The sequence below is a fragment of the Cellulophaga sp. 3_MG-2023 genome (assembly GCF_030546975.1).
Classification (GTDB): Bacteria; Bacteroidota; Bacteroidia; order Flavobacteriales; family Flavobacteriaceae; genus Cellulophaga.
The window spans coordinates 312,348-338,314 of sequence record NZ_JAUOPS010000002.1; the positions used below are offsets into that span (position 1 = coordinate 312,348).

A 25,967-nucleotide genomic window follows, 5' to 3' on the forward strand; every position below is an offset into this window, starting at 1 on the left:
GTGTAACTAGCTTTTTATTTTTCTAAACCGGTTAGTATTTCTTTTACAATTTTATAATCATCAAAATCTATGCGCACACCATTTGTTTCTTGGTATGTTTCATGACCTTTACCTGCTATTAAAATAATGTCTTTTGGTTGCGCCAACTGACAAGCAGTTTTAATAGCCTGCTCTCTATTTTCAATAGTTAAAACTTTACGTGTATTTTGCGCCTCTACACCAGCCTCTATCTCTTTTAGTATTTCTGATGAAGATTCTGTTCTAGGGTTATCTGATGTAAAAACAACCTTAGTGCTCATCTCTGAAGCAATATGACCCATAACCGGACGTTTTGACTTGTCTCTGTCGCCACCACACCCCACAACGGTGATGACGTCTTCATTTCCTGTCCTCAATGCATTGATAGTGTTCAGTACATTTTTTAAAGCATCCGGTGTATGAGCATAATCTACTATGGCAGTAATATTTTTACTAGATATGTAATATTGAAACCTTCCGTCTACGTTCTCTAACTCACTCAAAAGACGTAGAATTTCCATTTTTTCTAACCCTAACAATTGTGCAGTTGCATATATTGCAAGCATATTGTAAGCATTAAAATCTCCTATTAACTTAGACCAAAGCTCATTATCATCAATCTTTAGTAATTGTCCGCTAAACTGATTTTCTAATATTTGAGCCCTAAAATCTGCGTATGTTTTTAATGCGTATGTCTGTTTTTTTGCCTTTGTATTTTGCAACATAACAGCACCATTTTTATCATCTATATTTGTTAGTGCCCAAGCGGTTTTTGGCAAACCATCAAACAATAATTTTTTAGTATCTCTGTATTCTGCAAAAGTTTTATGATAATCTAAATGATCATGTGATAAGTTGGTAAATATTGCACCCTCAAAAACCAAACCTTCTATTCTTTTTTGATGAATTCCGTGAGAACTGACTTCCATAAAACAAAACTCAACTCCGGCTTCACTCATTTCTGCCAAAGACTTATTTATTGTTAACGCATCTGGTGTAGTATGCGTAGTCTTAACCTCTTTATCATCTATCATTATTTTAATAGTTGACAACAAGCCTACCTTATAACCTGCTTTTTTAAATAACTGATACAACAAGCTACTAATAGTGGTTTTACCATTTGTACCAGTTACACCAACAAGTCTTAAATTTTTAGATGGTGTACCATAAAAATTAGAAGCCATTACAGCTAAAGCAGAATTACCATTTTTAACCTGCACATACGCAATACCATTAACCAAATCTTTTGGCATAGTTTCACATACAATAGTATTTGCGCCAGCGTTTAGAGCTGTAGTAATATAGTCATGACCATCTACAAGTGTACCTTTTACAGCAACAAACACATCGTCTAACCCAACTTTTCTAGAGTCAAAGCATATGGCATTTACCATAGTATCTGTTGTACCGTTTACTGCAACAATACCTACACCGTATAATATGTCTTTTAATAATTTCACAATAATTCTAACGTTATTTTAGACACTCCGCTTACAGCTGTTCCCTGAGACACAGATTGTGCTTTTACTTTTCCGTTTCCTTTTACATCTACTTTTATACCCATATTCTCTAAAAGAGATACTGCATCCATACCGCTCATCCCCTTAACATTAGGCACGGTACTATATTTTTTTTGCACACTTTTATAATATGCTTCATAATTACCATCTAAAGATTTACTAGTTACAGCTAAACCTTTTACTATATCTGTTTTTGGCGATGTTGCATATATTTTATGTGCAACCGATTTAAAAACTGGACCAGCAACATCTGCACCATAAAAACCTGCTTTTTTATCTGGGTCATGCACAACTACAATGCAAGAATACTTTGGCTCGTCTGCCGGAAAATAACCTGCAAAAGATGATATATACTGCAACTTATTTGGATCTTTAGCCACGTAGTTTTTTTGCGCAGTACCTGTTTTACCCGCCATAGAAAAATTAGGAGAATACAGTTTATGACCTGTACCTTTTTTACTCTCTACCACATTTTTTAACAAGGCCTGTACTTTTTTAACTGTTTCCTTAGAACATATAGACGGATTTATAACCTCTTTATCAAATTTATAAATAGTCTTATTCCACTCTTTAACCTCTTTTATTAATCTTGGTCTAACCATTTCACCACCATTAGCAATGGCATTGTAAAAAGTTAGTGTTTGTAAGGGCGTTAAAGACACCTCATACCCGTGAGACATCCACGCTAAAGAAATACCAGACCAACCTTTATCACCAGGATATCTAATAACCGGTTTTCCCTCTCCCTTAATAGGCAAACCTAAATCTCTATTTAAGTTCATCTCCATTAAACGATCTACAAATTTTTCTGGATTATTTTTATATCCATTATGTATAACCTTTGCAAAAGCTGTGTTAGAAGAATACTCAAACGCTTTTCCAAAAGAAATTTTACCATAACCACCCCATTTAGAATCACGTACAGTTCTATCGTAAATTTTCCAACGACCATTTTCTGTATCAACAACAGTACTTGTATCTATAATTTTATCTTCTAACGCTGCCACCATAGACACTAACTTAAATGTAGATCCAGGCTCAGAAGATTCTCCTACCGCATAATTAAGGCGCTCATAATACGTATTGTTTTTAGTACGCCCCAAGTTAGATATTGCTTTTACCTCACCAGTAGCAACTTCCATTACAATTACACAACCATGATCTGCATTGTATTTTTCTAATTGCCCTAATAAAGCGTGGTGGGCTATATCCTGTATATTAATATCTATTGTAGAAACAACATCATACCCGTCTTTTGGTTCCACATCATTATCCGGACCAATAGGTTTCCATTGTCCTTTTGCAATTTTTTGCTTTAACCTTCTTCCTTCTTCTCCACGTAAATACTCCCCAAAAGCACCTTCTAAACCAACTCTAGTATAGTGCCCCTCTTCATCTACTCGCTCATAACCTACACTACGCTCTGCTATTTTACCTAAAGGGTGTTCACGCACTGTTTTTTGCTCCACTATAAGACCACCTCTATTTGGACCTTTTTCAAAAAGAGGAAACTTTTTAATTTTTATATAATCCGAATAATCTAGGTTACGAGCAATAAGCTTATACCTATTTTTATTAGACCTTGCTTTTCTTAATAATTGCTGATAATAAGATGACGGTTTCTGAAACATTTTACCCAAAGCATCAGACAACGGTTTTATATTATCATTAAAATCTGAATTACGAACCGTTACCGCATCAAACCTAATTGTATATTTAGAAACAGATGTAGCCAACAAACTACCATCATCAGAAATTAAATTACCTCTATTTGGCTCTATAACAAAAACACGTTCTGTACGCTCCATAGCCAACTTACGGTACTTATCACCGTCTACTACTTGTATGCTAATTAGCTTTACAGCCACTGCAATAGCAAACAGAAACAGAAAGCCTGCAACTATATACAAACGAGTTAATATGTTTTTTTCTGATGTAGCCACTACTTAACAGGTATTACTCTTATTTTTTTTGGAGGAGTCTCTGACGGATATAAATCTCTTTTTTTCACCTCTTCAACAATTGAAGACTCTAGCTTTAACTCTTGTAAATTAGAACGCCCATCTAAAAACTGACTACGCAACTCTTTTACCTCTTCACTTAAAGCCGCAATTCTATGCACTTTTGCATCTGCACTATGCGCACTAGCAATCATTAAAGCAGCTAAAAAAGCCGCAAAAAGGATAAACATCCAATTTTTAGGAGCGTCACCGCTCACTAAAAACTTACCTTTTAATATGTCTAACAATCCTTTCCTCATTACTTACGCTCTGCAATTCTTAATTTTGCACTTCTTGCTCTGTTATTCAAAGCAATTTCTTCTTTAGATGGCACAATTAACCCACCAACCTTTTTAAACGGAACATCTATATTACCGTAAAAATCTTTTTCTGGCTCACCTTCAAACTGACCAGCTCTTATATATCTTTTAACCAACCTATCCTCTAAAGAGTGATAACTAATTAAACTTAACCTACCACCAACTTCTAACAAATCATTAGTTTGCTCTAAAAACTCCTTAATAACCTGAATTTCCTGATTAACCTCTATACGTATAGCTTGGTAAATTTGAGCTAAAATTTTATGCTCTTTAAATGCTGGTAAATACTTTTTTAAAACCTGCTTTAGTTCATCTGTAGTTTTTATTCCACCATCTTCTCTATGATCTATAATTGTATTTGCCATAGCATTTGCGTTTCTTAAATCGCCATACTGAAACAACACTTTTCTTAAATCATCATAAGCATAGGTATTTACCACATCATAAGCAGAAACGGTATTCTTCTGACTCATTCTCATATCCAAGTCAGCATCAAAACGAGTAGAAAACCCTCTTTCTGCCTTATCAAATTGATGAGAAGAAACTCCAAAATCACCCAATATTCCATCAACCTTACGTATGCCGTGGAATTTTAAAAACTGTCTTATATATCTAAAATTTTCGTTTATCAACAAAAACCTATCATCATCTAAAACATTAGCAAGCGCATCTTCATCTTGGTCAAAACCAATTAACCTACCTTTTTGCCCTAGCTTACTTAATATTTCTTTAGAATGCCCGCCACCACCAAAGGTTACATCTACGTACACTCCGTCTTCCTTAATATTAAGTCCGTCTACAGACTCCTTTAATAAAACTGGATTATGATAACTCATCTTCTTCACCTCCCATTACTTCTTCTGCCAAATCCGCAAAATTCTCTGCGTCTTCCTCAATTACTTTTTCATAACTATCCTTATCCCAAATTTCAATAATATTAATAGCAGAACTCAACACCACTTCTTTGGTAATATTTGCTATTTCGACTAAATTTTTTGGAATTAATAGACGCCCTGTAGCATCTAACTCTACAATCTTAACCCCTGCAGAAAAACGACGTATAAAGTCGTTATTCTTCTTTTTAAAGCGGTTTTTCTTGTTCATCTTCTCCATAAGAAGATTCCATTCTTCCATAGGATACAACTCTAAACAAGGTTGAAAAACAGAACGTTTTATAACAAAACCTTTATTTAGAACACTGGCCATCTGACCCTTAAGAGCAGAAGGTACCATGACCCTACCCTTAACGTCTGCTTTGCACTCGTATGTTCCTATGAAGTTTACCATTTAAAATCAGCTGAATTTTAAAACTGATATCAAAGATAAAAAATAATACCACAATTTACCACTAAATACCACATTGTTAATAAGTTTCCCCACCCAAAGTGCCACTTTTAGACTAACAACCTAAAAAACAGGATGTAATGTGGTGGTAGAAATCTAAATTTATCTACAAAAAAGAATGACGATTCTTTTTACGGAAATGCCTATATTTGCTACTTAATAGCATAAGAGCTATCCTATTAATGGAAGAAAAGATTATTACAGAAGGCAAATACAGATATATAGAGATTGGGGAGGGAACACCACTAATTATTTTACACGGATTAATGGGTGGATTGAGTAATTTTCAAGGTGTTATGGAACATTTTCCTGCAAAAGGGTACAAAGTTTTAGTACCAGAATTACCCATTTATGACAAGCCTTTACTAAAAACTACTGTAAAAAGTTTTGCCAAATTTGTTCAAGAATTTATTACTCACAAAGGACTAACAGACGTTATTTTGTTAGGAAATTCTTTAGGCGGACACATTGGTTTATTACATACAAAATTATACCCAGACACTGTTAAAGCACTAGTTATAACAGGAAGTTCTGGACTTTACGAAAGTGCTATGGGTGATGGCTACCCAAGAAGAGGAGATTACGACTTTATAAAGAAAAAAGCACAAGATGTTTTTTATGATCCAGAGGTAGCAACTAAAGAAATAGTAGATGAAGTTTTTGCAACAGTTAACGACCGTATTAAACTTGTAAAAACATTAGCCATTGCTAAAAGTGCCATTAGACACAATATGGCTAAGGACTTACCAAATATGCACACTCCTACTTGTATTATTTGGGGTAAAGATGACACTGTAACACCACCAGATGTTGCAGATGACTTTAAAAAATTATTACCAGACTCTGATTTGTATTGGATTGAAAAATGTGGTCATGCACCAATGATGGAGCATCCTGATGAATTTAATACCATATTAGACAACTGGCTACAAAAGCGAAATTTGTAAGCTTAACTCTTTAAAAATACTATCTTGAAAATAAAATCTGCCAGCTTTGTAATGAGTAACTCCAACGTAAGGTCTTGCCCAACAGACCCTATACCTGAGTACGCCTTTATTGGTAGATCTAATGTTGGAAAATCTTCTTTAATAAATATGCTAATGCAAAAGAAAAGCTTAGCAAAAACATCTGGAAGACCTGGAAAAACACAACTTATCAATCACTTTAAAATTAATGAAAATTGGTTTTTAGTAGATTTACCAGGCTATGGATATGCACGTGTTTCTAAAAAGGAAAAGAAAACTTTTCAAAAATACATTACAGATTACTTTAAAGAAAGAGTACAACTTGTTTGTGCCTTTGTTTTAGTTGATATACGGCACGAACCACAAAAAGTAGATCTAGAATTTTTAGAGTGGATGGGCGTAAATCAAATACCGTTTGCATTAATTTTTACAAAGGCCGATAAACTAAAACCCCAAGTAATACAAAAGCAAGCAGACAACTATATTAATGCCTTACTAGAAGGTATTTGGGAAGATGCCCCACAATATTTTATTACATCATCATCTAACAACCTTGGAAGAGAAGACGTACTAGAATATATAGGTGGTATAAACGAAAACTTTTACGCAGCTACTGCAAAAAAATAAAATTAGACTTTATTGCCTTTATTAAATCTTCTGCCTCACCAAAAGCGTTTAACTCTTTTGTTGAAATAAAACTATTTAACTTACCACCTTCCTCTTTTAAAATAATAGGTAAACTTGTATTTACGATATTAGTACCTTTATACATAGCTTCAAATTCATCTTTGTGCAAAAACACAAATTCTAAATCAGTTTCTTTTCTAAACTTTTTCCAAACAGTATTTTCTGTAAACACACCAAAAGTAATATCACACAAATTACAATTATAAGTAGATGGACAAAATATTTTATGTGCACTGTCTAACATAGAGTTACCCAGACCCGAATTTGCATTATAGATAAATATAACTTTAGTATTCATAATTTACTTTTTTAATTAGTCTTAACTTAAAACTATGCTTACAGTGCTAAACAACTAATGTTTTGTTAATTTTAATGACAACAATTTTCTTCACAAAATAAAAAAAGGTACATTCGCACAAGCTATGATTTTCAATAAAATTACATTATCGGTTTTTAGCCTTGTAATGATTGGGTTCCTATTACTAGGATCTCAAAACATACACACGCTAGCTTACCACTCTGATGATCATAGTGATTCTATAATACATTGTGAGCAATGTGATTTTATTTACACAAACAACCAGACCTCTTTTCTTGATTATGGTTACACCACAATACAGACGCCTTATATTTTTACCGAAATAAATGCTAGTTTTTATACAGATTACAAGCAGCCACAGGTTAAAAATATAGCTACGTCTTCCTATTTAAACAAACCACCTCCCACAGTTTAACTACTCTAATTTTTATCTTCTTAAATATTTTTAGAAGATTATTATCATTTACACAACAATACATTATTATGCGCTACACGCTAACAATACTATGTATTTTGGTGTCTCAGTCCTTTTTATTTGCTCAAGATTGCTCTAACATTCTTTTAGGAGAAGTGATAGATTTTCATGACAAAACACCTTTGACAGACGCTATTATACAAGTAAGAGGAAACAAAAAACAGGTTTACACAGATGAATTTGGAAAATTCACCTTAACAAACCTCTGTAACGGTACTTTAGAGTTAGAAATTTCTCATCCAGAATGCACAACTCGTTTTATTACAGTAGAAATTAATGGAAACACCCACAAAAAAATAACTTTAGAACATCATTTAGAACAGTTAAATGAAGTTAAGGTTACAGGATCTACTATTACTGAAACAAATTCTGCTCAAGAAAAAATTTTAAAAACAGAACAATTAGAACGTTTTGGAAGTAGTAACTTAGGTGATGCACTTAAACAAATAAACGGAGTATCTAGCTTAAATACAGGCTCTAACATTGTAAAACCAATAATACAAGGTCTAAGTGGTAGCCGCATACTTATAATTAATAATGGCACACGTATGCAAGATATGGAATGGGGTGCAGAACACGCCCCAAACATAGATATTAATGCCGCCAACAAAGTCACCATTGTTAAAGGAGCTGCCGCACTACAATATGGTGGTGATGCCATAGGAGGAGTTATTTTACTTGGGCAGAATAGAATTCCTAAAAAAGACACTATTTACGGTAAAACATTATTAAATGTAGTATCTAACGGCAGAGGCGGAAACATTTCTACCGAACTTACAAAAGCATATGAAAATGGTTTTTACATTAAAGGACAAGCATCTTATAAAAAATTAGGTGATGCAGAAGCTCCAGATTACATTTTATCTAACACAGGAGTTTCTCAATTTGGCGCTAGCATAGATTTTGGAAAACTTGGTTTTGAGAGTGGCTGGAATGCCTTTTACTCGTACTTTGATACAAACATTGGTATTTTAAGTGCATCTCACATAGGCAATGTAGACGATCTAATAACCGCTATTAATAGTGATGAGCCAAGCAAAATAAGCAGCTTTACCTATAATATTAAAGAACCTAGACAAAGTGTGAAACACCATTTAGGAAAACTTAAGTACTATAAGCGTTTTGAAGGCCTAGGAAAACTAAATGTACAATATGACATACAACAAAATCATAGATTTGAGTATGATATACGTGTTGGTGACGACAAAGGAAAAGCCTCTTTAGATCTTAAGCTCACAACACAAACACTAGCTGCAGATATAAATATTGACGCTTTTGAAAAGCAAAAGTTTTCATTTGGAATTATAGGTAGATATCAAGAAAATTTTCCTGATCCAAAAACTGGTGTACGTCGTTTAATTCCTGACTACGAAAAAGTAGATTTTGGAGTTTTTGCAACTACTGAATATAAACTTTCTGATGCCACTACTCTAGATGCCGGTATTAGGTACGATTACAGTAAAATTGATGCTCAAAAATTTTACATAACATCTAGATGGGAAGAACGAGGTTATGATGAAGATTATAGCGATATAGTTGTTAGCGATCGTGGCACTCAGCTTTTAGTAAACCCTAAATTTAACTACCATAATTTTTCTGCATCTGCTGGCCTAAAACATAAGTTCAGCAATGAAAATCAATTTAGATTTAATTATACATTAGCGCAACGCGCTCCAAATCCAGCTGAATTATTTAGCGATGGTCTTCATCATTCGGCTGCCCGAATTGAATTAGGAGATTTACGTATAAAAAGTGAAACATCACACAGAGTATCCGCAAGCCTAGGAAAAAACACATATACGTGGGGCTACGGGATTGAACCTTACTTAAATTTAATTAATGACTTTATTTTTATAGAGCCAACAGGAGCAGAATTCTCTTTACGAGGAGCATTTCCTGTATGGGAATACAGACAAACAGATGCACGTATGCTTGGTGTAGATGCATCTATCTATAATAATTGGACAGATAACTGGAGAACAGATCATAAATTTTCTATAGTTAAAGGTGTAGACAGGTCTAGTAACACTGCTTTAATTAACATCCCTTCTGCACGTTTACAAAACGGAATTGCATTTACAAAACAAGAGTGGCATAACTTTACTATTGGACTACAGAGCGAGTATGTTTTTCGTCAAAACGAATACCCTGACAATATTATGGTTTACTCACCACAGCAAGACCAAGAAGTGGAACTAAATATAAACACTGCACCAGATGCTTACCACCTATTAAAATTAGACACAGAAATGAAGTTTAACTTAAAAAACAGCAAAGCACTAACTGTTGGTCTAGGCATAAACAATTTATTAGATACAGAATATAGAGACTACCTTAATAGACAACGTTATTTTACAGACGATTTAGGAAGGTCTTTTATACTTAGATTAAAATTTAATTACTAACACTTAAACAATTGACAAAAATGATTAAAAGAAACACAATTTTTAAAAACATTAGAAAAGCAAGTTTAATTGCATTCTCTAGTATTGCTTTAATTTCATGTTCTGATGACGACGACGCTCCAGAAGAACAAAATGAAGAAGAAGTAATAACAACAATAATAGTAAAACTTACACCGGAAGCAGGAGGAACAACACTTACCCTAATGTCTAAAGATGATGATGGTAGTGACGGACCTAACGCTCCTGTAGTTGATGTTGAGCAATTAGCCGCTAACACAACCTACAACGCTACTATTACCTTATTAAATGAAACTGAAAGCCCTGCTGAAGACATTACTTTAGAAGTTGAAGAAGAAGATGACGAACACCAATTCTTTTACACTGTATCTGGTGCTATTAGCAGTACAGAATACACAGACATGGATGAAGATGGCAACCCTGTAGGCATAACGTTTACACTTACTACAGGAGATGCTGGCAATGGTACATTAGGCGTAACTTTAAGACACGAGCCTAAAAAGCCAAACGATGGTACTACCGCAGATGCCGGTGGAGCAACAGATGTAGAGCAAACCTTTTCTCTAACTGTAGAGTAATTTACTCTTGAAATTTAAAACTAAAAACTCCCAGATTTCTCTGGGAGTTTTTTAATTATAATAACTTAAATAATGTTAGCCTTTTTTAAGCTCTAGCTTATCTGCAAAATATTCGCAAAAGTCTTTCATTGTAGCAGTCATTTTTTCGTCTTGTGTAGCCTTTAAAAAAGTATCAGACATAGATACTAAGGTTTGATGAAAAAATACTTTCATTTCATCTACAGGCATATCTTTAGTCCATAAGTCTATTTTTAAAGATTCTTGGTTTTTACTATCCCATACAGATAAAAGCATTGCTTTTGCCTCTTCATTCTCTATTCCTCCGTCCTGTGCAGACCAGTTTAAGGTCTCTGGCACTCTGTTTTCATCTAGACCAACAGTTAACTTAATTTCTGATGTATGTATTTTTGACATTTATCTTTGTGGTTTATAATTAGATTTTTTAAAAATTTCTTCAGCAGGCAAGCTCAACATTTGCTGTAAAGTCACCTCATTATTATTCATAAAAGAACGTACAATTTGCCAACCCAAAAAGCGTCCTAATCTTCCTGGCGACTCAATATCTAACTCCAACTGAAACTTAGAGAAAGGAGCCGGATCCAAAAAACGCTTATTTAAATCCTTATCTGTACTATACAAGTATTGATTTTCTATAAAATTACGCCAAATTGGTTCTTCATTTGCAAAGGCCCAATCTAAATCTTCCTCACTATACTTTATTTTTTCTGCATCTGTCACAAAAGGTATTAACTTATCTTTTACATATAACTCTTTACCATAATAGACCAATTGCGCCAAAAAAGTTCTATCTCTTGTAGGATAAGGCACAACTTTTTTAGCAAAAGCATTAGCCACATCTGTAATTAAATATTTTTTATTTAAACCTTCAGCAATATAATTTTGTAGTCCTTGGTAAAATTTATGATCAGCACCTAAGTAATTATCCAAACCCAACAGCAAAAGCTTATTTGTTAGTATAACAGGACTAGCATAATTAACATCAGAAATAACCGTAATTACCTCAGGTTCTACTTCTTCAGGAAAGTAATATTTTACGTGTTGGTAAAATAACCTTAAGTCTTGTTCCTCTTTTTTAAAATCGCCAAAAGCAATATTAACTTCTTTTAACAAAGAAATTTGTAATGTATCTCTTAATTTCTCGACCCATAAACTATCTGGATATTGTGCAGGAAATAAGTAGGGGTACTTTTCCTTTAATACAGGAATATCAGCTGGTTTTGCATCAGCTATTTCCCTATCAAACCTAGCAACATCTAGTGTTACATTAACTTTAGCTATCTGTTTTTCTTCTTTAGATTCTTGTTTACAGCCTACAAAAAAGGCAAAAACAAAAAAAAGTATATAAAATGGTTGTTTCATTTAAAAGTAATTACAGTAACATTTTAATATTTAACTGTTACAGTTTATTTTTACAGGATACAAAGTTAACAGTTTTCAACGTAATAAAGGAATTCTATGCAAACAGAAAAAGTAACAGACCATATTGTTAATTGGCTTAAGGATTATGCAACAAAAGCAAACATTAAAGGATTTGTAATAGGTATATCTGGCGGAATAGATTCTGCTGTTACATCTACGTTGTGTGCCAAAACAGGATTAGAGTTACTTTGCTTAGAAATGCCTATACACCAAGCAGAAAGTCAAGTTACCAGAGCTAGCAAACACATAGACTGGTTACAAAACAATTTTGCCAATGTAAAAAGAGAACAAGTTAATTTAACACCTGTATTTGACAGCTTTATAGACACGCTACCAAATGTAGCTAATGAGGAAGATAGATTTTTATCTTTAGCAAACGCAAGAGCAAGGTTAAGAATGACAACTTTGTATTACTTTGCAGGATTAAACGGCTACTTAGTTGCAGGCACAGGTAATAAAGTTGAAGACTTTGGCGTAGGGTTTTACACTAAATACGGAGATGGCGGAGTTGACTTAAGTCCTATTGCAGATTTAATGAAAAGTGAAGTATATGATATAGCAAAAGTAGCTGGCATTAATTCTGACATTATTAATGCTGCACCTACAGACGGTCTATGGGGAGATGACAGAACTGATGAAGATCAGATTGGAGCATCATACCCGGAGCTAGAGTGGGCAATGATAGAAGACGCTAAAGGAAACACAAAAGATAATTTTACAGGAAGACAACAAGAAGTCTTTATTTTATACAAAAAACTAAACAGTGCTAACCAGCACAAGATGAATCCAATACCAGTTTGTGAGATTCCAAATGACTTAAAATAGTCAGTCATCGCAGATTATGTATTGTAAAACGAAAAAAAGTTAAATAATAGTAAATTCTAACAAAAAAGTTCCATTTTTGTTGAACAAACATACAATTTAACCTTACATCACTTGTCAGAATAAATTTAACATTGACAGGTTATGCTTAAATTTAATTAAAACCAAAAAAAATGAAAACAGTATTTATTGCAGATAGTCACCCTGTTGTGCAAGTGGGCATTACGCAGATGTTGAGTATAGAGACGGGCTTTAAAGTTATTGGCACTGCTAGAACTTCATCAGAACTTTTTGAGAAGCTGGAAAATGAAACTCCAGATATCTTAATGTTAGAGATGGATTTCCCTGAAATTAACGGGATTGCTTGTTTAAGAAAAATGAAGAAGAATCATCCAGACGTAAAAGTACTTATGTACAGTGGACAGTCTGAGGATGTTTATGCTATTAGCTCTATTAGAGCTGGTGCGCAAGGATACTTATCTAAAAACGCAGATTTAGATTATATAGTAGCTGCATTAGAAAAAATTAGTGATGGAAAAATGTTTATCACTAACGAACTAGCGCAAAGACTAGCTTTTGATGAAGGCACACAAAAACCTAGAAGATTATTTAGAAAACTATCTACAAGAGAGATAGAAGTTTTAAAAATGCTTGCCAGCGGAAAAAGAAATAAAGATGTTGCATTAGGTCTTGGCTTAAATGAAAAAACCATTAGTACTTACAAAGCTCGTTTAATGAAAAAATTAAACGTAGATAATATGGTAGACTTATTACAACAAGCAAAAGCATTAGATATTTTTTAGTAAACTAAATTACTAGATCTAATAAAAAAAGCCAGCTATAAGCTGGCTTTTTTTATTTACTTATTTGTCATAACACAATTAGTATTTAACTTAAGGTAATTTGCATAAATTTGTACCTAGAAAACAATTTAGGTTCTAAAATGCTAAAAAAAATATTTAGAAAAATAATGATTACAATTCTAATAATACTAGGCCTTTTAGTGGCTACCTACTTTATATTCACAAATTTTTATCCAAGTTTTGGCGGTGATGTTAGTAAAGAACGAAAAACTACATACCAAAAATCTAAGCAATATAAAAACAATAAATTTAACAACACCTTACCCGTACCTAAAGAGCTGAGCTTCTCTGAAACTCTATCATTAGCCTATAAATTTTTTACGACTAAAGTTAAAAACGGAAGACCCCAAAAAGACTTAACTGTACACAAAATAGACTCAACCAATGTTGCTAATTATAAAAAAGGTACTCGTTTAATATGGTATGGTCATTCGTCATTTTTATTACAAATTGATGGCAAAAACATACTATTAGATCCAATGTTAGGTAAAGTTGCAGCACCACACTCACTCTTGGGTGCTAATAGATTTAACAGTGAATTTCCTTTAGCTCTAGAAAAATTAAATAAAATTGATGCTGTTCTTTTTTCTCACGATCATTATGACCATCTAGATTATGAGACAGTAATAAAAATTAAAGATAGGGCACAACATTTTTATGTACCATTAGGAGTTGGCGTACACCTAGAAGCTTGGGGTGTACCAACAACAAAAATAACAGAGCTAGATTGGTGGCAAGGTACTAAGTTAGACAACTTAACTTTTGTTTGCACACCTGCACAACATTTCTCTGGCCGTAAGCTTAACAACGGGCAAAGCACACTTTGGAGTTCTTGGGTTATACAATCTAAAGAAGATAACATTTACTTTAGTGGAGATAGTGGTTACGCACCACACTTTAAAGAAATAGGCAACAAATATGGCCCGTTTGATATTGCTTTAATGGAATGCGGACAATACAACCAAATGTGGGCAGACATACATATGATGCCAGAAGAAACAGCTCAAGCAGGCGTAGATGTGCAAGCTAAAAAAATTGTTCCTATACACTGGGCCGGATTTAAATTAGCTTTACATAGTTGGACAGATCCTATTGTACGCGTAAAAGCAAAAGCTCTAGAATTAAACTTAGAGGTGCTAACTCCAGAAATTGGTGACGAAATTATAGTAAAAGACTCTATAAACAAAAGCTCTAATTGGTGGGAGAAATATTAAAAATAATTATAAACTCATTTAATTAAGAAAGTACTCTGGCTAATTTTTTACCTAGTAAAGAATTTAAGTTTAGGTAATTCATTATTTCTTGTAAAACTTCAGAATTATCTGTGCTTGGATCCTGGGTTTGTTGTTGTAGTTCCCCTATTCTCTTTTTTATCAAATAGCAACGTAGTGTTAAAATAGTTTCACTTACTAATTGACCAATACCTACATCTTTTGCCTTGGGGTAAATTTCTTTACGTCCCCAATCATGCAAAATGTATTTTTCTTCATCCATTAGTATGGATGAAATCTCTGAAACCAAATCTTGATTTAAGCCTCCAATAAACTTGTTAGCCTCAAAATGTTCTTTTTCGTTTAAGTTTTCAATCAATTTATAATAAATATCTTTAAACCTTGCATTAGTAAGTTCTATTTCATCTTCTTGTAAGTCTAAATAAATCTTCTCAAAAACACGAGCCTCAACAGTTTCTTTCTCTAAAATAAGATCTCCTTTTTCATCTTCTTTTAGTAGCAAATCATCAAACTGCTGTGTAGTATCACCATACAATAAAAGCAATTCAATTATTTTCTTTTCTAAAACATACTGTACATCTAATTTTTCTTGTACAGGTTCATTTTTAACTACCTGAAAAGGTTTCTGCTCTTGCTTTTTTTGTTTAGCAACATCTGCATCTTCTTTTTTACCAATCTGTGCTAACGTATTAAAAAGTACAGACTCTGAGATGTTCATTAACTGAGCACACTCTTGTATATAAATTTCTTTTTTAATTCGGTCAGGAATTTTAGAAATACTATTTACAATATCGCGTACAGTTTCTGCTTTTTTAATAGGGTCGTTGGCAGTTTCTTTAATTAATAAAGAAGCTTTAAACTGTATAAAATCTTTAGAGTTACTCTCTAAATACTTAAGTACTTCTTCTAAAGAGTTGTTTTTAGAGAAACTATCTGGATCTTCTCCTTCTGGAAAAGTACAAACTCTAACATTCATACCCTGCTCAAGAATCAAATCTATACCACGTAATGATGCACGTAATCCAGCCGCATCACCATCAAACAAAACAGTTATGTTTTTTGTAAGCCTATTTACTAATCTAATTTGGTCTGGTGTAAGCGCAGTACCACTAGATGCTACAACGTTTTGTATACCTCTTTGATGAAACTGTATAACATCTGTATAGCCTTCTACTAAATAACAATTATCTTCTTTTGCAATTTCTTGCTTGGCGTGGTAGATACCGTAAAGCACTTTACTCTTATGGTAAATATCACTCTCTGGAGAATTTAAATATTTAGCTGCTTTTTTATCATTAGTTAAAATACGACCACCAAAACCAAGAACTCTACCGCTCATAGACTGTATAGGGAACATAACACGCCCCTTAAATCTATCAAACTTACGAGCCTCTTTACCCTCTTGCTGCTTAACAATTGTTAAACCTGTCTTCTCTAAATACTCTAACTTATATTTTTTTTCTAAAGCTGTATTGGTAAAAGAATCCCACTGATCTAAACAATAACCAAGACCAAACTTTTTTATTGTTTCATCTGTAAAGCCACGTTCTTTAAAGTAACTTAAACCAATAGCCTTACCCAACTCACGTTCCCATAATACTTCTTCAAAGTATTTTTGAGCATACTCAGACACCAAGTACATACTCTCCTTTTCATTGGCCTGTTCTTTTTGTTCGTCTGTGCGTTCTGTTTCTTCAATCTCTATATTGTACTTTTTAGCCAAGTACTTTATAGCTTCAGGGTAGGTAAAATGCTCGTGCTCCATTAAAAATGCAACTACATTACCTCCTTTACCACTACTAAAATCTTTCCAAATTTGTTTTACAGGAGAAACCATAAAACTTGGTGAGCGCTCATCTGTAAACGGACTTAACCCTTTAAAGTTAGTTCCTGATTTTTTTAACTGTACAAAATCGCCAATAACCTCCTCTAAACGAGAAGTTTCATAAACTTGGTCTATAGTAGATTTAGAAATCAATTTTTAGTAAATTTTAAATAAGAGGGTAAATATAATGAACAAAACTGGCAAAAAATAAACTAATCTAAAATAAGTGTTTTTTGCATACACCCCTGTTTTCAGGGTGTGTATTTTGGCTAGCCAAGGGGTAATTTAAACTCTATAATGGCCGCACCTTTGTAACATCAAAATTAAGTAATCAAAAATTAATCTAAAAAAAATTAAAATTATGAGTTGGGGAATTTCTTTAATATTATTAAGCATTTTAGCTGTACCGTCTTTACTACTTTCTAAAAAACCAAATGCGAAAGAATTACTTGCAAAAATAGAGCCTTACCAAGGATGGATTGGGATGGTATTTTGTTTCTGGGGAATTTGGGGAATTGTTAGTGCTATTTTAACTATTGGCTGGTTAAGTACTTGGCCAATACTATGGATAACTTATTTAGTAGGAAACATTGTTACTGCTGCATTAGGTTTTATGTTAGGTTTTGGATTGATAAACAAGTATGTACTATCTAAAAACGAAGCTGCAAAAGAAAAAGCAGAAGAATTAAGAGCTAAAATTGCACCTAAGCAAGGGAAATTAGGTTTAGTAGGTCTTATACTTGGAGCTTGGATGATTGTTTCATCATTCTTATTTGTAGTAGCCTAATAACAAACAATACTTATTTGGTTGATAAGGAAAAGAATCTTGACTAGTTTAAATTGTCTCCGTAGTTTTTACTTGCTCAAGGTTCTTTATTTTTATAAATCGAAACAATAAAAAAAAATCCTAAGTTACTTACTTAGGATTTTTCTGTTTTCTACAAATAATTAAAGATCAAAACGCAATCCTAAAGAAATATTATGTTGGTCTACTAAAGCATCTTTAAAAATAGGATTAAGATCATACTTAACATATAATGTTGTATCACCAAAGCCTGCATATGCACTTAAACCATAAATAAGGTCTGATGTGTTGTAATCTCTTTTAAACTTATCTTTTACTTTTTTGCCGTTCTCTTTGTATTTTAATTTTTGACGTGTTCCTATATTAAATCCGCCATAGGCACCAATACCAATTCTAAATTTATTGTCTAAATAATAACGCATTTTTTCTTCTGTTTCTTCTTTTTTAGATGGTCCAAATTCAAAATGAACAGGAAATACCAAGTTATCCATTCTAAGTTTTGATTTGTCTAAATCATACTCAAACTCCTGCAATTCTGTTTGGTTACCATTCTCTACAAAGTATAAGTTATCATCTAACTTAAGTCCGTTAAACTGAAAAGAGAAACCATAATTTAAACGGACTGCATTAGAGTTTTTAAACAGTCTAGTTCTCCAATTAATTCCCATTTCAAAAAAACGACTACCACCTATTTTATAAGGAGAATCATCTAAAGATTGTCCGTCTATAATTGCATTGTTTAATCCAACAGCCAATACAAGTTCAGACACGGTTCTAACATCATACTTAACTTCTTGTTTTTTAGTTTCACTGTAAAAAATAGATTTGTCGTTAAATTTGATATCAAAAACATCTACCTCTACCTTGGTTGATAATGAATCTAATGAAGCAAGCTTATCTGTACCATTACGCTCTAATAATGATATTTTATTATCAATAATAGCAACCCTATTCTCTATATTTAAAGCTCTATTTTTTGCTGCCTCAGTTTTTAAATTTTGCGCCTGTTGTGCTGTTATTTCATTTTTTTCTAAACGCTTAGTTATAGCCTCTATTTCTGTTTTTAGTGCCTCTTTTTCATACAATCTAATTTGTTCTTTTTCTTTTAACAATAGATCTATTTTAGATTTAATTTGTTCTTGAGCAAATGATAGTTGCACACAAAAAACTGCTATAATTAATAAAATGTAATGTGTTGTTTTTTTCATAATAATTAAATTTTAGATGTGTTTTACTATTCCCCTAGCATATTGCAAACACAATAAGCTAGAAGAAAATATAAAACTCTGATTGATGAATGTTTATTTGTTAGTTAGTACGTGCGGCTACCGCAGTTTTTAATTTAAGGTAACGCCTTTTTAGGTTGTCAAAAATTTTATCTCTAAAGCTTACATCTAATTCACTTTCTGCTTCTATTAGTAAGGCCATAGCGTCTACAGACATACCTGCTTTAATTGCTTTTTCTGCTAAAATTTCTTGTTGCGCATTACGTAGTAAAGAGTCTACTTCTGCATCTGTAACTGCAATATTATTTTCCTCTAGTAAGGCTAGTTTCTCCATTACAACATTTAGCTTTGCATCTATAATTGTTTTCTGTGGCTGGTTAACTTTTAATTGTTTATTCGTTTTTTCATTTGCAACTATCTCTGCCTGTTCAGTTCTTTTAAATTGATTCTCTGGAGTTTCAATTTTTGTATTCTGCTTAATTATAGTGTTTTTCTCTTCTTTTATAATTATCTCTTTAGATGCTACAACAGTTGTATTTTCTTCTTTAAAAGGTGCATTAGTTTTTAAAATTGATTTTTTGCTATCATCTACTTTATCTGTACCTACCACTTGTGGCTTACTGTTACTAGATGTAGGCGCATTAAAAAACCAAACAGATGCTATTAATAAACCTATTAAACACGCTGCTATTGCAAAATATGCAGGTTTTTTATTTTTACTTTTTTCAGGCTTATTTTCTAGACCTGCAGCTATTTTAGACCACGCATTTTTAGATGGTTGAATCTCCCGATCTTGTAGCTTATCTTTTAAATGTTCTTCAAATTTTAAAGGTGCCATTGTTTTATTTTTTTTAAGATTCTATTGTTAATGAATCTGATTCTTTAATTTTTTCTAATTTCTCTTGCAGCATTTTCCTTGCTTTAAACAATTGAGATCTAGATGTGTTTTCTGAAATATGTAACTGCTCTGCAATTTCTGAATGTTTATACCCTTCTATTGCATACATTACAAAAACTATTTTATAGCCTTCTGGCAAAGCATCTATTAGCAACTGTACTTGTTCTACATCTAAATCTGGTGTGCTAGTAATATGCTTTGGCGCAGAGCGCTCATAAACTTCATCATCAAAAACTATATGCTGTTTTTTACGTAGAAAAGTAATACTCTCCCTAACCATAATTTTACGAACCCATCCTTCAAAACTACCTTCAAACTTAAAAGTATCTAAGTACTTAAATACTTTTAAAAATGCACTTACCATAACATCTTCTGCAAATTGCAGATCTTTTATGTATTGCCTACATACCCCTAGCATTTTAGGAGCGTATTTATTATACAAACGCTCTTGCGCCTCCCTGTCTGCAGCAGCTGCTTTTTTAATAAGCGTATTCTCGTTATTGTAAAGTTTAATAATTTTCACAGTGATGGTGTTCTATAAGTATAGACAACAAACATTACTGTAACGTTGCCCAGAAAATAAATTTATTTTAAAATAAACTACAACGCATTGATTACTAGATGAATAAAATTATTATTTTTTTCTGTCTACTACGTAATTTACCATTAGTTCTAGCGAACTTTTATAATCGGACTCTGGATATTTACTTAATAAAGCAAGAGCTTCGGTTTTAAAAGACATCATTTTCTCTTCAGCATAAGCCAAACCACCACTATCTTTCACAAAGTTAATTACCTCTTTAACTCGTTTTTTGTCTTTATTATGTTTTTTAACTGAGTTTATTAACCAGTTTTTCTCTTTTTTTGTGCAGTTATTTAGTGTATAAATTAAAGGAAGCGTCATTTTCTGCTCCTTAATATCTATACCCGTAGGCTTACCAATTGCCTCTTCTCCATAATCAAACAAATCATCTTTTATTTGAAAAGCCATACCTATTAGTTCTCCAAATTTCCTAAATGTTTCTACATCATCAGAATCTGGATTTACAGAACAAGCTCCTAAACTACAGCAAGCCGCAATAAGTGTAGCTGTTTTTTGTCTAATTATTTCGTAGTAAATATCTTCGGTAATATCTAGTTTACGTGCTTTTTCAATTTGCAACAACTCACCTTCACTCATTTCGCGTACAGCTACTGAAATAATTTTAAGAAGGTCAAAATCACCATTATCAATAGAAAGTAACAATCCTTTAGACAGTAAAAAATCGCCAACAAGTACTGCAATTTTATTTTTCCAAAGTGCATTTACAGAGAAAAAACCACGACGCTTGTTACTATCATCTACAACATCATCATGTACCAAAGTAGCTGTATGTATTAACTCTATAACAGATGCTCCACGATAAGTACGTTCGTTTACTTTGCCACCAGAAACCAATTTTGCTGTTAAAAACACAAACATTGGCCGCATTTGCTTTCCTTTTCTGTTTACAATATAGTATGTAATTCTGTTAAGTAAGGCCACTTTAGAAGACATAGATTCGTGAAACTTTTTTTCAAAAAGCTCCATTTCTTTGTTTACTGGGTCCTTTATTTGTGCTACTATTTTCAAAAAGGCAATTAGTTAAATTTGGAAAGGTAAAAGTAATTAAAATATTATATTCATAAGCTATGTTTTACATTTTAGTAATATAATGGGCTACCCCTGAAAACAGGGGTAAAACTTTCCCTACAAAAAGGTCTATTTAATCATAAAAATAGCTTCATCTTTGCCATATAATTATTAACAATAACAATTTTAAAAATCACACTAAGATGAAAAAAAATCTATTTGTAGCAGCAATGTTACTTTTTAGCTGTAGCGCAATTGTAAATGCTCAAAAACTTAAAAAATTTGGAAGTTCTGTTGAGAAGAAAATAGGACCAAAAACAATTAAAGTTCCTTACACAGATAATATTAGCTACTTAGGTTATGCATCTCCAGGTAATGAAGATGAAGTTAAAGACAATAAAAAGTTTTACTACATATACGTTTGGGTACCTTTAGCTGCTCCAGAATTAGGAGTAAGAATGGTTTCGCCTGCAAATGGTGATAAAATTAAAAATGCTGTTAAATCTGCAGATTTTGATGAGCACGCTTCTACAAAAGACTTTTTTGACACATACATTACTTTAGAAAGATCTGATATTGTTTCTGCTGATAAAGTTACTACAGAAGGAGCTAAAAGCGCTAACTGGGTTACTTTAGCATCTAATGATGATACATCTGAATTACCTAAGCAACCAAGTGGTAGCAGCTACAACTCTTTGTTACGTTACAAAAGTGAAATGAGCAACCCTACAAAAGCATTAACTGCTGGTTTATACAGAGTTGGTTTTACAACTTACAAAAGAGGTGAAGTTAAAGGAACATTTTTAGCCGAAGTTGCTGCTCCAATAAAAATACCAGGAGTTGTTATGGCAAAAACTATAGATGAGTTAAAAGCTCAAATGAAATAAAAAGAACATTGTGGTTAATGTGTTTTTTTAGAAAAAGGCAGGTGATTTATTTCATCTGCCTTTTTAGCTTTTATTAGCTAACTGTCCGCAAGCAGCATCTATATCTTTACCTCTAGAACGCCTAACAGTAACTGTTATACCATTGCGTTCTAATGTTGCAACATACATATCTATGGCCTTACTAGCAGCTTGCTGAAACTCCCCATCGTCTATAGGATTGTATTCTATTAAATTGACTTTTGATGGTGCAAATTTGCAAAAATCTACCAATGCATTAGCGTCATTCTGCGTATCATTAATACCATCCCAAACTACATACTCGTATGTAATTCTACTTTTAGTTTTTGAGTACCAATATTGCAACGCCTCTCTTAGATCTTTTAATGGAAACGATGCATTAAAAGGCATTATAGATGTTCTAATTTCATCTATAGCAGAATGTAATGATACTGCAAGCTTAAACTTAACCTCATCATCTGCCATTTTCTTAATCATTTTAGGAACACCTGAGGTAGACACTATAATTCTTTTAGGTGACATTCCTAAACCTTCTGGAGACGTAATTTTATCTATGGCTTTTAGAACGTTATTATAGTTCATTAAAGGTTCTCCCATACCCATAAACACAATGTTACTTAGTTTACGGTCAAAATACAATCTACTTTCATTATCTATAGCAACTACTTGATCATAAATCTCATCTGGATTTAAGTTTCGCATACGCTTTAACCTAGATGTTGCACAAAACCTACAGTCTAAACTACAACCAACCTGACTAGATACACAGGCAGTGGTTCTTGTTTTTGTTGGTATTAATACAGATTCTACTATTAAATTGTCATGTAATTTTACTGCGTTTTTTATAGTACCGTCACTACTACGCTGCATCTGATCTACCTTAATATGGTTTATAACAAAGTTAGCATCTAACTGCTGCCTAGTTTCTTTAGACAAGTTTGTCATAGCCTCAAAAGAGTGTGCCCCTTTTTGCCACAACCACTCGTACACCTGGTTTCCTCTAAAGGCTTTGTCTCCTTGAGCTACAAAAAATGCTCTAATTTGTTCCTTAGTTAAGGCTCGTATGTCTTTCTTCTTAATTGTTTCCACAGTACTAAAGGTAGTAGATAAAAGTTAATCCCGCCAATTTCTATACAAATAGAAAGCTGACGGGATTTTAATTGTATGTATTAAAATGTTAATTAGATAATTAACATTGCATCTCCGTAAGAGTAAAATTTGTAGCTTTCTAAAATAGCCTCTTTGTATGCTTTTTTCATAAGGTCATGACCTACAAAAGCAGAAACCATCATTAACAAAGTAGACTTTGGTAAGTGAAAGTTTGTTACCATAGAATTAGCAATACTAAAATCATAAGGAGGAAAAATAAATTTATTTGTCCATCCTTCATACGTATTTAAGTGTCCGTTAGAAGAAACAGCACTTTCTAAACCACGCATTGCTGTTGTACCAATAGCACAAATTCTACGCTTACCATCTATAGCAGAGTTTACTACTTCTGTTGCTTTTTCATCTATAACCAACTCTTCACTATCCATTTTATGTTTAGATAAATCTTCTACCTCTACCGGGTTAAAAGTACCTAAACCAACATGTAAAGTTAACTCTGCAAAATCTACACCTTTAATTTCTAATCTCTTTAATAAGTGTTTAGAAAAGTGTAAACCTGCTGTTGGCGCAGCTACAGCACCTTCGTGCTTAGCATATATTGTTTGGTAACGATCCTCATCTGTCTCCTCTACATCTCTTTTAATGTATTTAGGAAGTGGAGTTTCGCCTAAATCTTTTAATTTTTGTCTAAAGTCTGTATAAGAACCATCATATAAAAAGCGTAATGTTCTACCTCTAGATGTTGTGTTATCTATAACCTCAGCTACTAGAGTTTCATCATCACCAAAATATAATTTATTACCAATTCTTATTTTACGAGCAGGATCTACTAAAACATCCCATAAACGTTGTTCTGCATTTAACTCACGTAATAAAAACACTTCAATTCTTGCTCCAGTTTTTTCTTTATTACCGTATAAACGAGCAGGAAAAACTTTAGTATTGTTTAAAACCATTACATCACCTTCATCAAAATAGTTGATTAGGTCCTTAAACATTTTGTGTTCAATTTTACCGGTTTCTCTATGTATTACCATCAATTTAGCTTCATCCCTGTGTTCTGATGGATACTCGGCTAACAAATTGTCTGGAAGTTCAAAATTAAAGCTAGATAATTTCATTTAGTATTTTTTATGATGTTAACGGTTATACATAACCAATGAAAACTAAAAAGATATTTATTTTTATGTTAATAAAAAAGCACCCAATGTTTTACCATTTAGTGCATATTTTCTTAATTTTTGTTTTATGCGATTGCAAATATACTATCCTAGCATAGGCGTTGTCAAGTAAAACGCCAATTAAATAACAATATACCAGTATTTAGGCCTCTTTTATGCCAAATTTAAGCTGTTTTAAATCTGTCCAGAAATCTGGGTACGATTTTGACACTACTCCTGCATCATTAATAAAAATTGTTGTTTTTAAAGCCAAAGGAGCAAACGCCATTCCCATTCTGTGGTCATTGTACGTATCTATAGCAATGTCTTTATTAATTTTAGATGTTGATTTTATAGTTAAAGTTTTGTCTGTAACCTCTATAGACGCTCCTAATTTTGTCAGTTCTATTTTTAGAGCTTCCAACCTATCTGTTTCTTTAATTTTTAAAGTATGCAAACCTGTTAAATGGCATCCTAAACCTAACCCAAATGTAGTTACCGCTATTGTTTGCGCAATATCTGGGGCATTGCTAAGGTCTTTTGTAATTTCTTGTGTTTCTTTATCTGTTATCTTTTTTAAAATCACTTTATTATCTAAAAAAGTAGTTTCTACTCCAAAGTCTGTGTAAATATCAGCCAAAACACTATCTCCTTGCAAACTATCTTTTTTATATGCCGATAAGCTAATCTCGGTACCAACAGCAGACATTGCAACAATACTGTAATAGTAAGATGCCGAGCTCCAATCTGACTCTACAACCAATATAGTATCACTAACAGATTTTTTTGACTCAACCTTAATAGTATTACCCTCAAAAGAATTTTTTACTCCTATTTGAGTAAGTAGAGCAAGTGTCATTTTTATATAAGGCACAGAGGTAATTTTACCTACCAACTCTAACTCTAATCCATTATCTAAACTTGGAGCTGTTAATAATAATGAAGAAATATACTGACTACTAATATTAGCTGGCAAACTAACTTTTTGCTGCGTTATTTTTTTACCTTTTATGTGTAAGGGAGGATAACCACTGTTTTCTAAATAAGTAATATCTGCCCCTAAAGATGTTAATGCATCTACTAAAACACCAATTGGCCTCTCTGTCATACGTTTAGACCCTGTAAGCACAACCTCTTTACCATCTTGACAAGAAAAATACGTAGTTAAAAAACGCATTGCTGTACCTGCGTGATGAATATCTACTTCTCCTTTAGATACCTTAATTCCTTTACGCATAACAACTGCATCATCAGAATTAGAAAGGTTTTCTATTTTTATATTTGGATATAGGGCCTGTAACAATAACAAACGATTAGACTCACTTTTACTTCCTGTTATTTTAATAGCAGAATTTAATGTTTTGTTTTCTGGGGCTGATAAATGTAATTTCAATGTAAAAGACTTTAAGTGATTAAAAAT

General features: G+C 32.8%; 26 protein-coding genes. 10 read left to right on the forward strand and 16 right to left on the reverse strand.

Features of this window, described 5'->3' with window-relative positions; genetic code table 11:
- Window positions 1–14: 14 nt before the first annotated feature.
- Genes Q4487_RS06310 through mraZ form a run of 5 tightly spaced genes read right to left on the reverse strand, consistent with a single transcriptional unit; the run spans window position 15 to window position 5,145 of the window.
- The gene (locus tag Q4487_RS06310) at window positions 15–1,478 is read right to left on the reverse strand and encodes a UDP-N-acetylmuramoyl-L-alanyl-D-glutamate--2,6-diaminopimelate ligase (RefSeq protein WP_100893747.1); all 1,464 of its coding nucleotides are present in this window, start codon (window positions 1,476–1,478) and stop codon (window positions 15–17) included.
- Entirely contained in the window at window positions 1,475–3,481 is a 2,007-nt protein-coding gene (locus Q4487_RS06315) for a penicillin-binding protein (RefSeq protein WP_100893748.1), read from the reverse strand. Before Q4487_RS06315 ends, Q4487_RS06310 begins: the two co-directional genes overlap by 4 nt.
- Window positions 3,481–3,798, reverse strand: coding sequence for an FtsL-like putative cell division protein (locus Q4487_RS06320; protein WP_100893749.1), 318 nt, complete (start codon window positions 3,796–3,798; stop codon window positions 3,481–3,483). The genes Q4487_RS06315 and Q4487_RS06320 overlap by 1 nt, the downstream gene beginning before the upstream one ends.
- A complete protein-coding gene (gene rsmH / locus Q4487_RS06325) occupies window positions 3,798–4,694 on the reverse strand; it encodes a 16S rRNA (cytosine(1402)-N(4))-methyltransferase RsmH (protein WP_303540804.1) in 897 nt (298 codons plus the stop codon). The genes Q4487_RS06320 and rsmH overlap by 1 nt, the downstream gene beginning before the upstream one ends.
- Window positions 4,681–5,145, reverse strand: a complete 465-nt coding sequence (mraZ, locus tag Q4487_RS06330; RefSeq protein WP_100893751.1) for a division/cell wall cluster transcriptional repressor MraZ — start codon at window positions 5,143–5,145, stop codon at window positions 4,681–4,683. The genes rsmH and mraZ overlap by 14 nt, the downstream gene beginning before the upstream one ends.
- Before the next feature lie 239 nt (window positions 5,146–5,384).
- Here mraZ and Q4487_RS06335 point away from each other — a divergent pair, with 239 nt between their 5' ends.
- On the forward strand, window positions 5,385–6,149 hold the full coding sequence (locus tag Q4487_RS06335) for an alpha/beta fold hydrolase (RefSeq protein ID WP_100893752.1): 765 nt from the start codon (window positions 5,385–5,387) through the stop codon (window positions 6,147–6,149).
- A gap of 24 nt (window positions 6,150–6,173) precedes the next feature.
- Window positions 6,174–6,794, forward strand: coding sequence for a ribosome biogenesis GTP-binding protein YihA/YsxC (gene yihA, locus Q4487_RS06340; RefSeq protein WP_100893753.1), 621 nt, complete (start codon window positions 6,174–6,176; stop codon window positions 6,792–6,794).
- Here the strand turns inward: yihA and Q4487_RS06345 are convergent.
- Complete coding sequence (locus tag Q4487_RS06345; protein WP_303540799.1) at window positions 6,778–7,152, reverse strand: GTPase; 375 nt, start codon at window positions 7,150–7,152, stop codon at window positions 6,778–6,780. The two genes, yihA and Q4487_RS06345, sit on opposite strands and share 17 nt — an antisense overlap.
- A 124-nt stretch (window positions 7,153–7,276) precedes the next feature.
- Between Q4487_RS06345 and Q4487_RS06350 the strand changes: the two genes are divergently transcribed.
- The 3 genes from Q4487_RS06350 to Q4487_RS06360 all read left to right on the forward strand — a co-directional run bounded on the left by Q4487_RS06350 (window position 7,277) and on the right by Q4487_RS06360 (window position 10,649).
- Window positions 7,277–7,588 carry a hypothetical protein gene (locus Q4487_RS06350; protein ID WP_303540797.1) on the forward strand — a complete coding sequence of 104 codons (312 nt, stop codon included), beginning with the start codon at window positions 7,277–7,279 and terminating at the stop codon, window positions 7,586–7,588.
- Window positions 7,589–7,656: 68 nt separating this feature from the next.
- Window positions 7,657–10,053, forward strand: coding sequence for a TonB-dependent receptor (locus Q4487_RS06355; protein ID WP_303540794.1), 2,397 nt, complete (start codon window positions 7,657–7,659; stop codon window positions 10,051–10,053).
- Between the two features lie 20 nt (window positions 10,054–10,073).
- A complete protein-coding gene (locus tag Q4487_RS06360) occupies window positions 10,074–10,649 on the forward strand; it encodes a type 1 periplasmic binding fold superfamily protein (RefSeq protein WP_303540793.1) in 576 nt (191 codons plus the stop codon).
- A gap of 75 nt (window positions 10,650–10,724) precedes the next feature.
- Here Q4487_RS06360 and gldC read toward each other — a convergent pair whose 3' ends face one another.
- The gene (gene gldC / locus Q4487_RS06365) at window positions 10,725–11,063 is read right to left on the reverse strand and encodes a gliding motility protein GldC (RefSeq protein ID WP_303540791.1); all 339 of its coding nucleotides are present in this window, start codon (window positions 11,061–11,063) and stop codon (window positions 10,725–10,727) included.
- Window positions 11,064–12,029: a gliding motility lipoprotein GldB gene (gldB, locus tag Q4487_RS06370; protein WP_303540789.1), complete on the reverse strand. Its 966-nt coding sequence runs from the start codon at window positions 12,027–12,029 to the stop codon at window positions 11,064–11,066.
- Between the two features lie 96 nt (window positions 12,030–12,125).
- Here gldB and nadE point away from each other — a divergent pair, with 96 nt between their 5' ends.
- The 3 genes from nadE (at window position 12,126) to Q4487_RS06385 (ending at window position 14,988) form a co-directional block, all read left to right on the forward strand.
- Complete coding sequence (gene nadE, locus Q4487_RS06375) at window positions 12,126–12,914, forward strand: NAD(+) synthase (RefSeq protein WP_100893760.1); 789 nt, start codon at window positions 12,126–12,128, stop codon at window positions 12,912–12,914.
- Window positions 12,915–13,084: 170 nt separating this feature from the next.
- Entirely contained in the window at window positions 13,085–13,714 is a 630-nt protein-coding gene (locus Q4487_RS06380; protein WP_013621571.1) for a response regulator transcription factor, read from the forward strand.
- Between the two features lie 167 nt (window positions 13,715–13,881).
- Window positions 13,882–14,988 carry an MBL fold metallo-hydrolase gene (locus Q4487_RS06385; protein ID WP_303540786.1) on the forward strand — a complete coding sequence of 369 codons (1,107 nt, stop codon included), beginning with the start codon at window positions 13,882–13,884 and terminating at the stop codon, window positions 14,986–14,988.
- A 22-nt stretch (window positions 14,989–15,010) separates the two neighbouring features.
- On the opposite strand, the gene dnaG is transcribed toward Q4487_RS06385, so the two are convergent.
- The gene (gene dnaG, locus Q4487_RS06390; RefSeq protein ID WP_303540784.1) at window positions 15,011–16,984 is read right to left on the reverse strand and encodes a DNA primase; all 1,974 of its coding nucleotides are present in this window, start codon (window positions 16,982–16,984) and stop codon (window positions 15,011–15,013) included.
- A gap of 208 nt (window positions 16,985–17,192) precedes the next feature.
- Between dnaG and Q4487_RS06395 the strand changes: the two genes are divergently transcribed.
- Window positions 17,193–17,618, forward strand: a complete 426-nt coding sequence (locus Q4487_RS06395; protein WP_100893762.1) for a hypothetical protein — start codon at window positions 17,193–17,195, stop codon at window positions 17,616–17,618.
- Between the two features lie 161 nt (window positions 17,619–17,779).
- On the opposite strand, the gene Q4487_RS06400 is transcribed toward Q4487_RS06395, so the two are convergent.
- The 4 genes from Q4487_RS06400 to Q4487_RS06415 form a co-directional block, all read right to left on the reverse strand.
- Window positions 17,780–18,844: a hypothetical protein gene (locus Q4487_RS06400; RefSeq protein WP_303540781.1), complete on the reverse strand. Its 1,065-nt coding sequence runs from the start codon at window positions 18,842–18,844 to the stop codon at window positions 17,780–17,782.
- 100 nt (window positions 18,845–18,944) lie between these two features.
- Window positions 18,945–19,700 carry a hypothetical protein gene (locus tag Q4487_RS06405; protein ID WP_303540779.1) on the reverse strand — a complete coding sequence of 252 codons (756 nt, stop codon included), beginning with the start codon at window positions 19,698–19,700 and terminating at the stop codon, window positions 18,945–18,947.
- A gap of 13 nt (window positions 19,701–19,713) precedes the next feature.
- A complete protein-coding gene (locus Q4487_RS06410) occupies window positions 19,714–20,283 on the reverse strand; it encodes an RNA polymerase sigma factor (protein ID WP_100893765.1) in 570 nt (189 codons plus the stop codon).
- Between the two features lie 111 nt (window positions 20,284–20,394).
- Entirely contained in the window at window positions 20,395–21,372 is a 978-nt protein-coding gene (locus tag Q4487_RS06415) for a polyprenyl synthetase family protein (RefSeq protein ID WP_100893766.1), read from the reverse strand.
- Between the two features lie 203 nt (window positions 21,373–21,575).
- Here Q4487_RS06415 and Q4487_RS06420 point away from each other — a divergent pair, with 203 nt between their 5' ends.
- Window positions 21,576–22,259 (forward strand): Lipl32 family lipoprotein, encoded by a 684-nt coding sequence (locus Q4487_RS06420; RefSeq protein ID WP_100893767.1) that lies wholly within the window; start codon window positions 21,576–21,578, stop codon window positions 22,257–22,259.
- Between the two features lie 63 nt (window positions 22,260–22,322).
- Here the strand turns inward: Q4487_RS06420 and rlmN are convergent, their stop codons facing one another.
- The 3 genes from rlmN to Q4487_RS06435 all read right to left on the reverse strand — a co-directional run bounded on the left by rlmN (window position 22,323) and on the right by Q4487_RS06435 (window position 25,940).
- On the reverse strand, window positions 22,323–23,366 hold the full coding sequence (gene rlmN / locus Q4487_RS06425) for a 23S rRNA (adenine(2503)-C(2))-methyltransferase RlmN (protein ID WP_100893768.1): 1,044 nt from the start codon (window positions 23,364–23,366) through the stop codon (window positions 22,323–22,325).
- Between the two features lie 92 nt (window positions 23,367–23,458).
- Window positions 23,459–24,508: a tRNA preQ1(34) S-adenosylmethionine ribosyltransferase-isomerase QueA gene (gene queA / locus Q4487_RS06430; RefSeq protein ID WP_100893769.1), complete on the reverse strand. Its 1,050-nt coding sequence runs from the start codon at window positions 24,506–24,508 to the stop codon at window positions 23,459–23,461.
- 202 nt (window positions 24,509–24,710) lie between these two features.
- The gene (locus tag Q4487_RS06435) at window positions 24,711–25,940 is read right to left on the reverse strand and encodes a 3-phosphoshikimate 1-carboxyvinyltransferase (protein WP_303540772.1); all 1,230 of its coding nucleotides are present in this window, start codon (window positions 25,938–25,940) and stop codon (window positions 24,711–24,713) included.
- Window positions 25,941–25,967: the final 27 nt, after the last annotated feature.

Bases quoted from the DNA above. Each gene is read 5' to 3' on its own strand.
- Q4487_RS06320 (WP_100893749.1), bottom strand. From the start codon at position 3,798: ATGAGGAAAGGATTGTTAGACATATTAAAAGGTAAGTTTTTAGTGAGC.
- rsmH (WP_303540804.1), bottom strand. From the start codon at position 4,694: ATGAGTTATCATAATCCAGTTTTATTAAAGGAGTCTGTAGACGGACTT.
- mraZ (WP_100893751.1), bottom strand. From the start codon at position 5,145: ATGGTAAACTTCATAGGAACATACGAGTGCAAAGCAGACGTTAAGGGT.
- Q4487_RS06335 (WP_100893752.1), top strand. From the start codon at position 5,385: ATGGAAGAAAAGATTATTACAGAAGGCAAATACAGATATATAGAGATT.
- Q4487_RS06345 (WP_303540799.1), bottom strand. From the start codon at position 7,152: ATGAATACTAAAGTTATATTTATCTATAATGCAAATTCGGGTCTGGGT.
- Q4487_RS06350 (WP_303540797.1), top strand. From the start codon at position 7,277: ATGATTTTCAATAAAATTACATTATCGGTTTTTAGCCTTGTAATGATT.
- Q4487_RS06355 (WP_303540794.1), top strand. From the start codon at position 7,657: ATGCGCTACACGCTAACAATACTATGTATTTTGGTGTCTCAGTCCTTT.
- Q4487_RS06360 (WP_303540793.1), top strand. From the start codon at position 10,074: ATGATTAAAAGAAACACAATTTTTAAAAACATTAGAAAAGCAAGTTTA.
- gldC (WP_303540791.1), bottom strand. From the start codon at position 11,063: ATGTCAAAAATACATACATCAGAAATTAAGTTAACTGTTGGTCTAGAT.
- gldB (WP_303540789.1), bottom strand. From the start codon at position 12,029: ATGAAACAACCATTTTATATACTTTTTTTTGTTTTTGCCTTTTTTGTA.
- nadE (WP_100893760.1), top strand. From the start codon at position 12,126: ATGCAAACAGAAAAAGTAACAGACCATATTGTTAATTGGCTTAAGGAT.
- Q4487_RS06380 (WP_013621571.1), top strand. From the start codon at position 13,085: ATGAAAACAGTATTTATTGCAGATAGTCACCCTGTTGTGCAAGTGGGC.
- Q4487_RS06385 (WP_303540786.1), top strand. From the start codon at position 13,882: ATGATTACAATTCTAATAATACTAGGCCTTTTAGTGGCTACCTACTTT.
- Q4487_RS06395 (WP_100893762.1), top strand. From the start codon at position 17,193: ATGAGTTGGGGAATTTCTTTAATATTATTAAGCATTTTAGCTGTACCG.
- Q4487_RS06400 (WP_303540781.1), bottom strand. From the start codon at position 18,844: ATGAAAAAAACAACACATTACATTTTATTAATTATAGCAGTTTTTTGT.
- Q4487_RS06405 (WP_303540779.1), bottom strand. From the start codon at position 19,700: ATGGCACCTTTAAAATTTGAAGAACATTTAAAAGATAAGCTACAAGAT.
- Q4487_RS06420 (WP_100893767.1), top strand. From the start codon at position 21,576: ATGAAAAAAAATCTATTTGTAGCAGCAATGTTACTTTTTAGCTGTAGC.
- queA (WP_100893769.1), bottom strand. From the start codon at position 24,508: ATGAAATTATCTAGCTTTAATTTTGAACTTCCAGACAATTTGTTAGCC.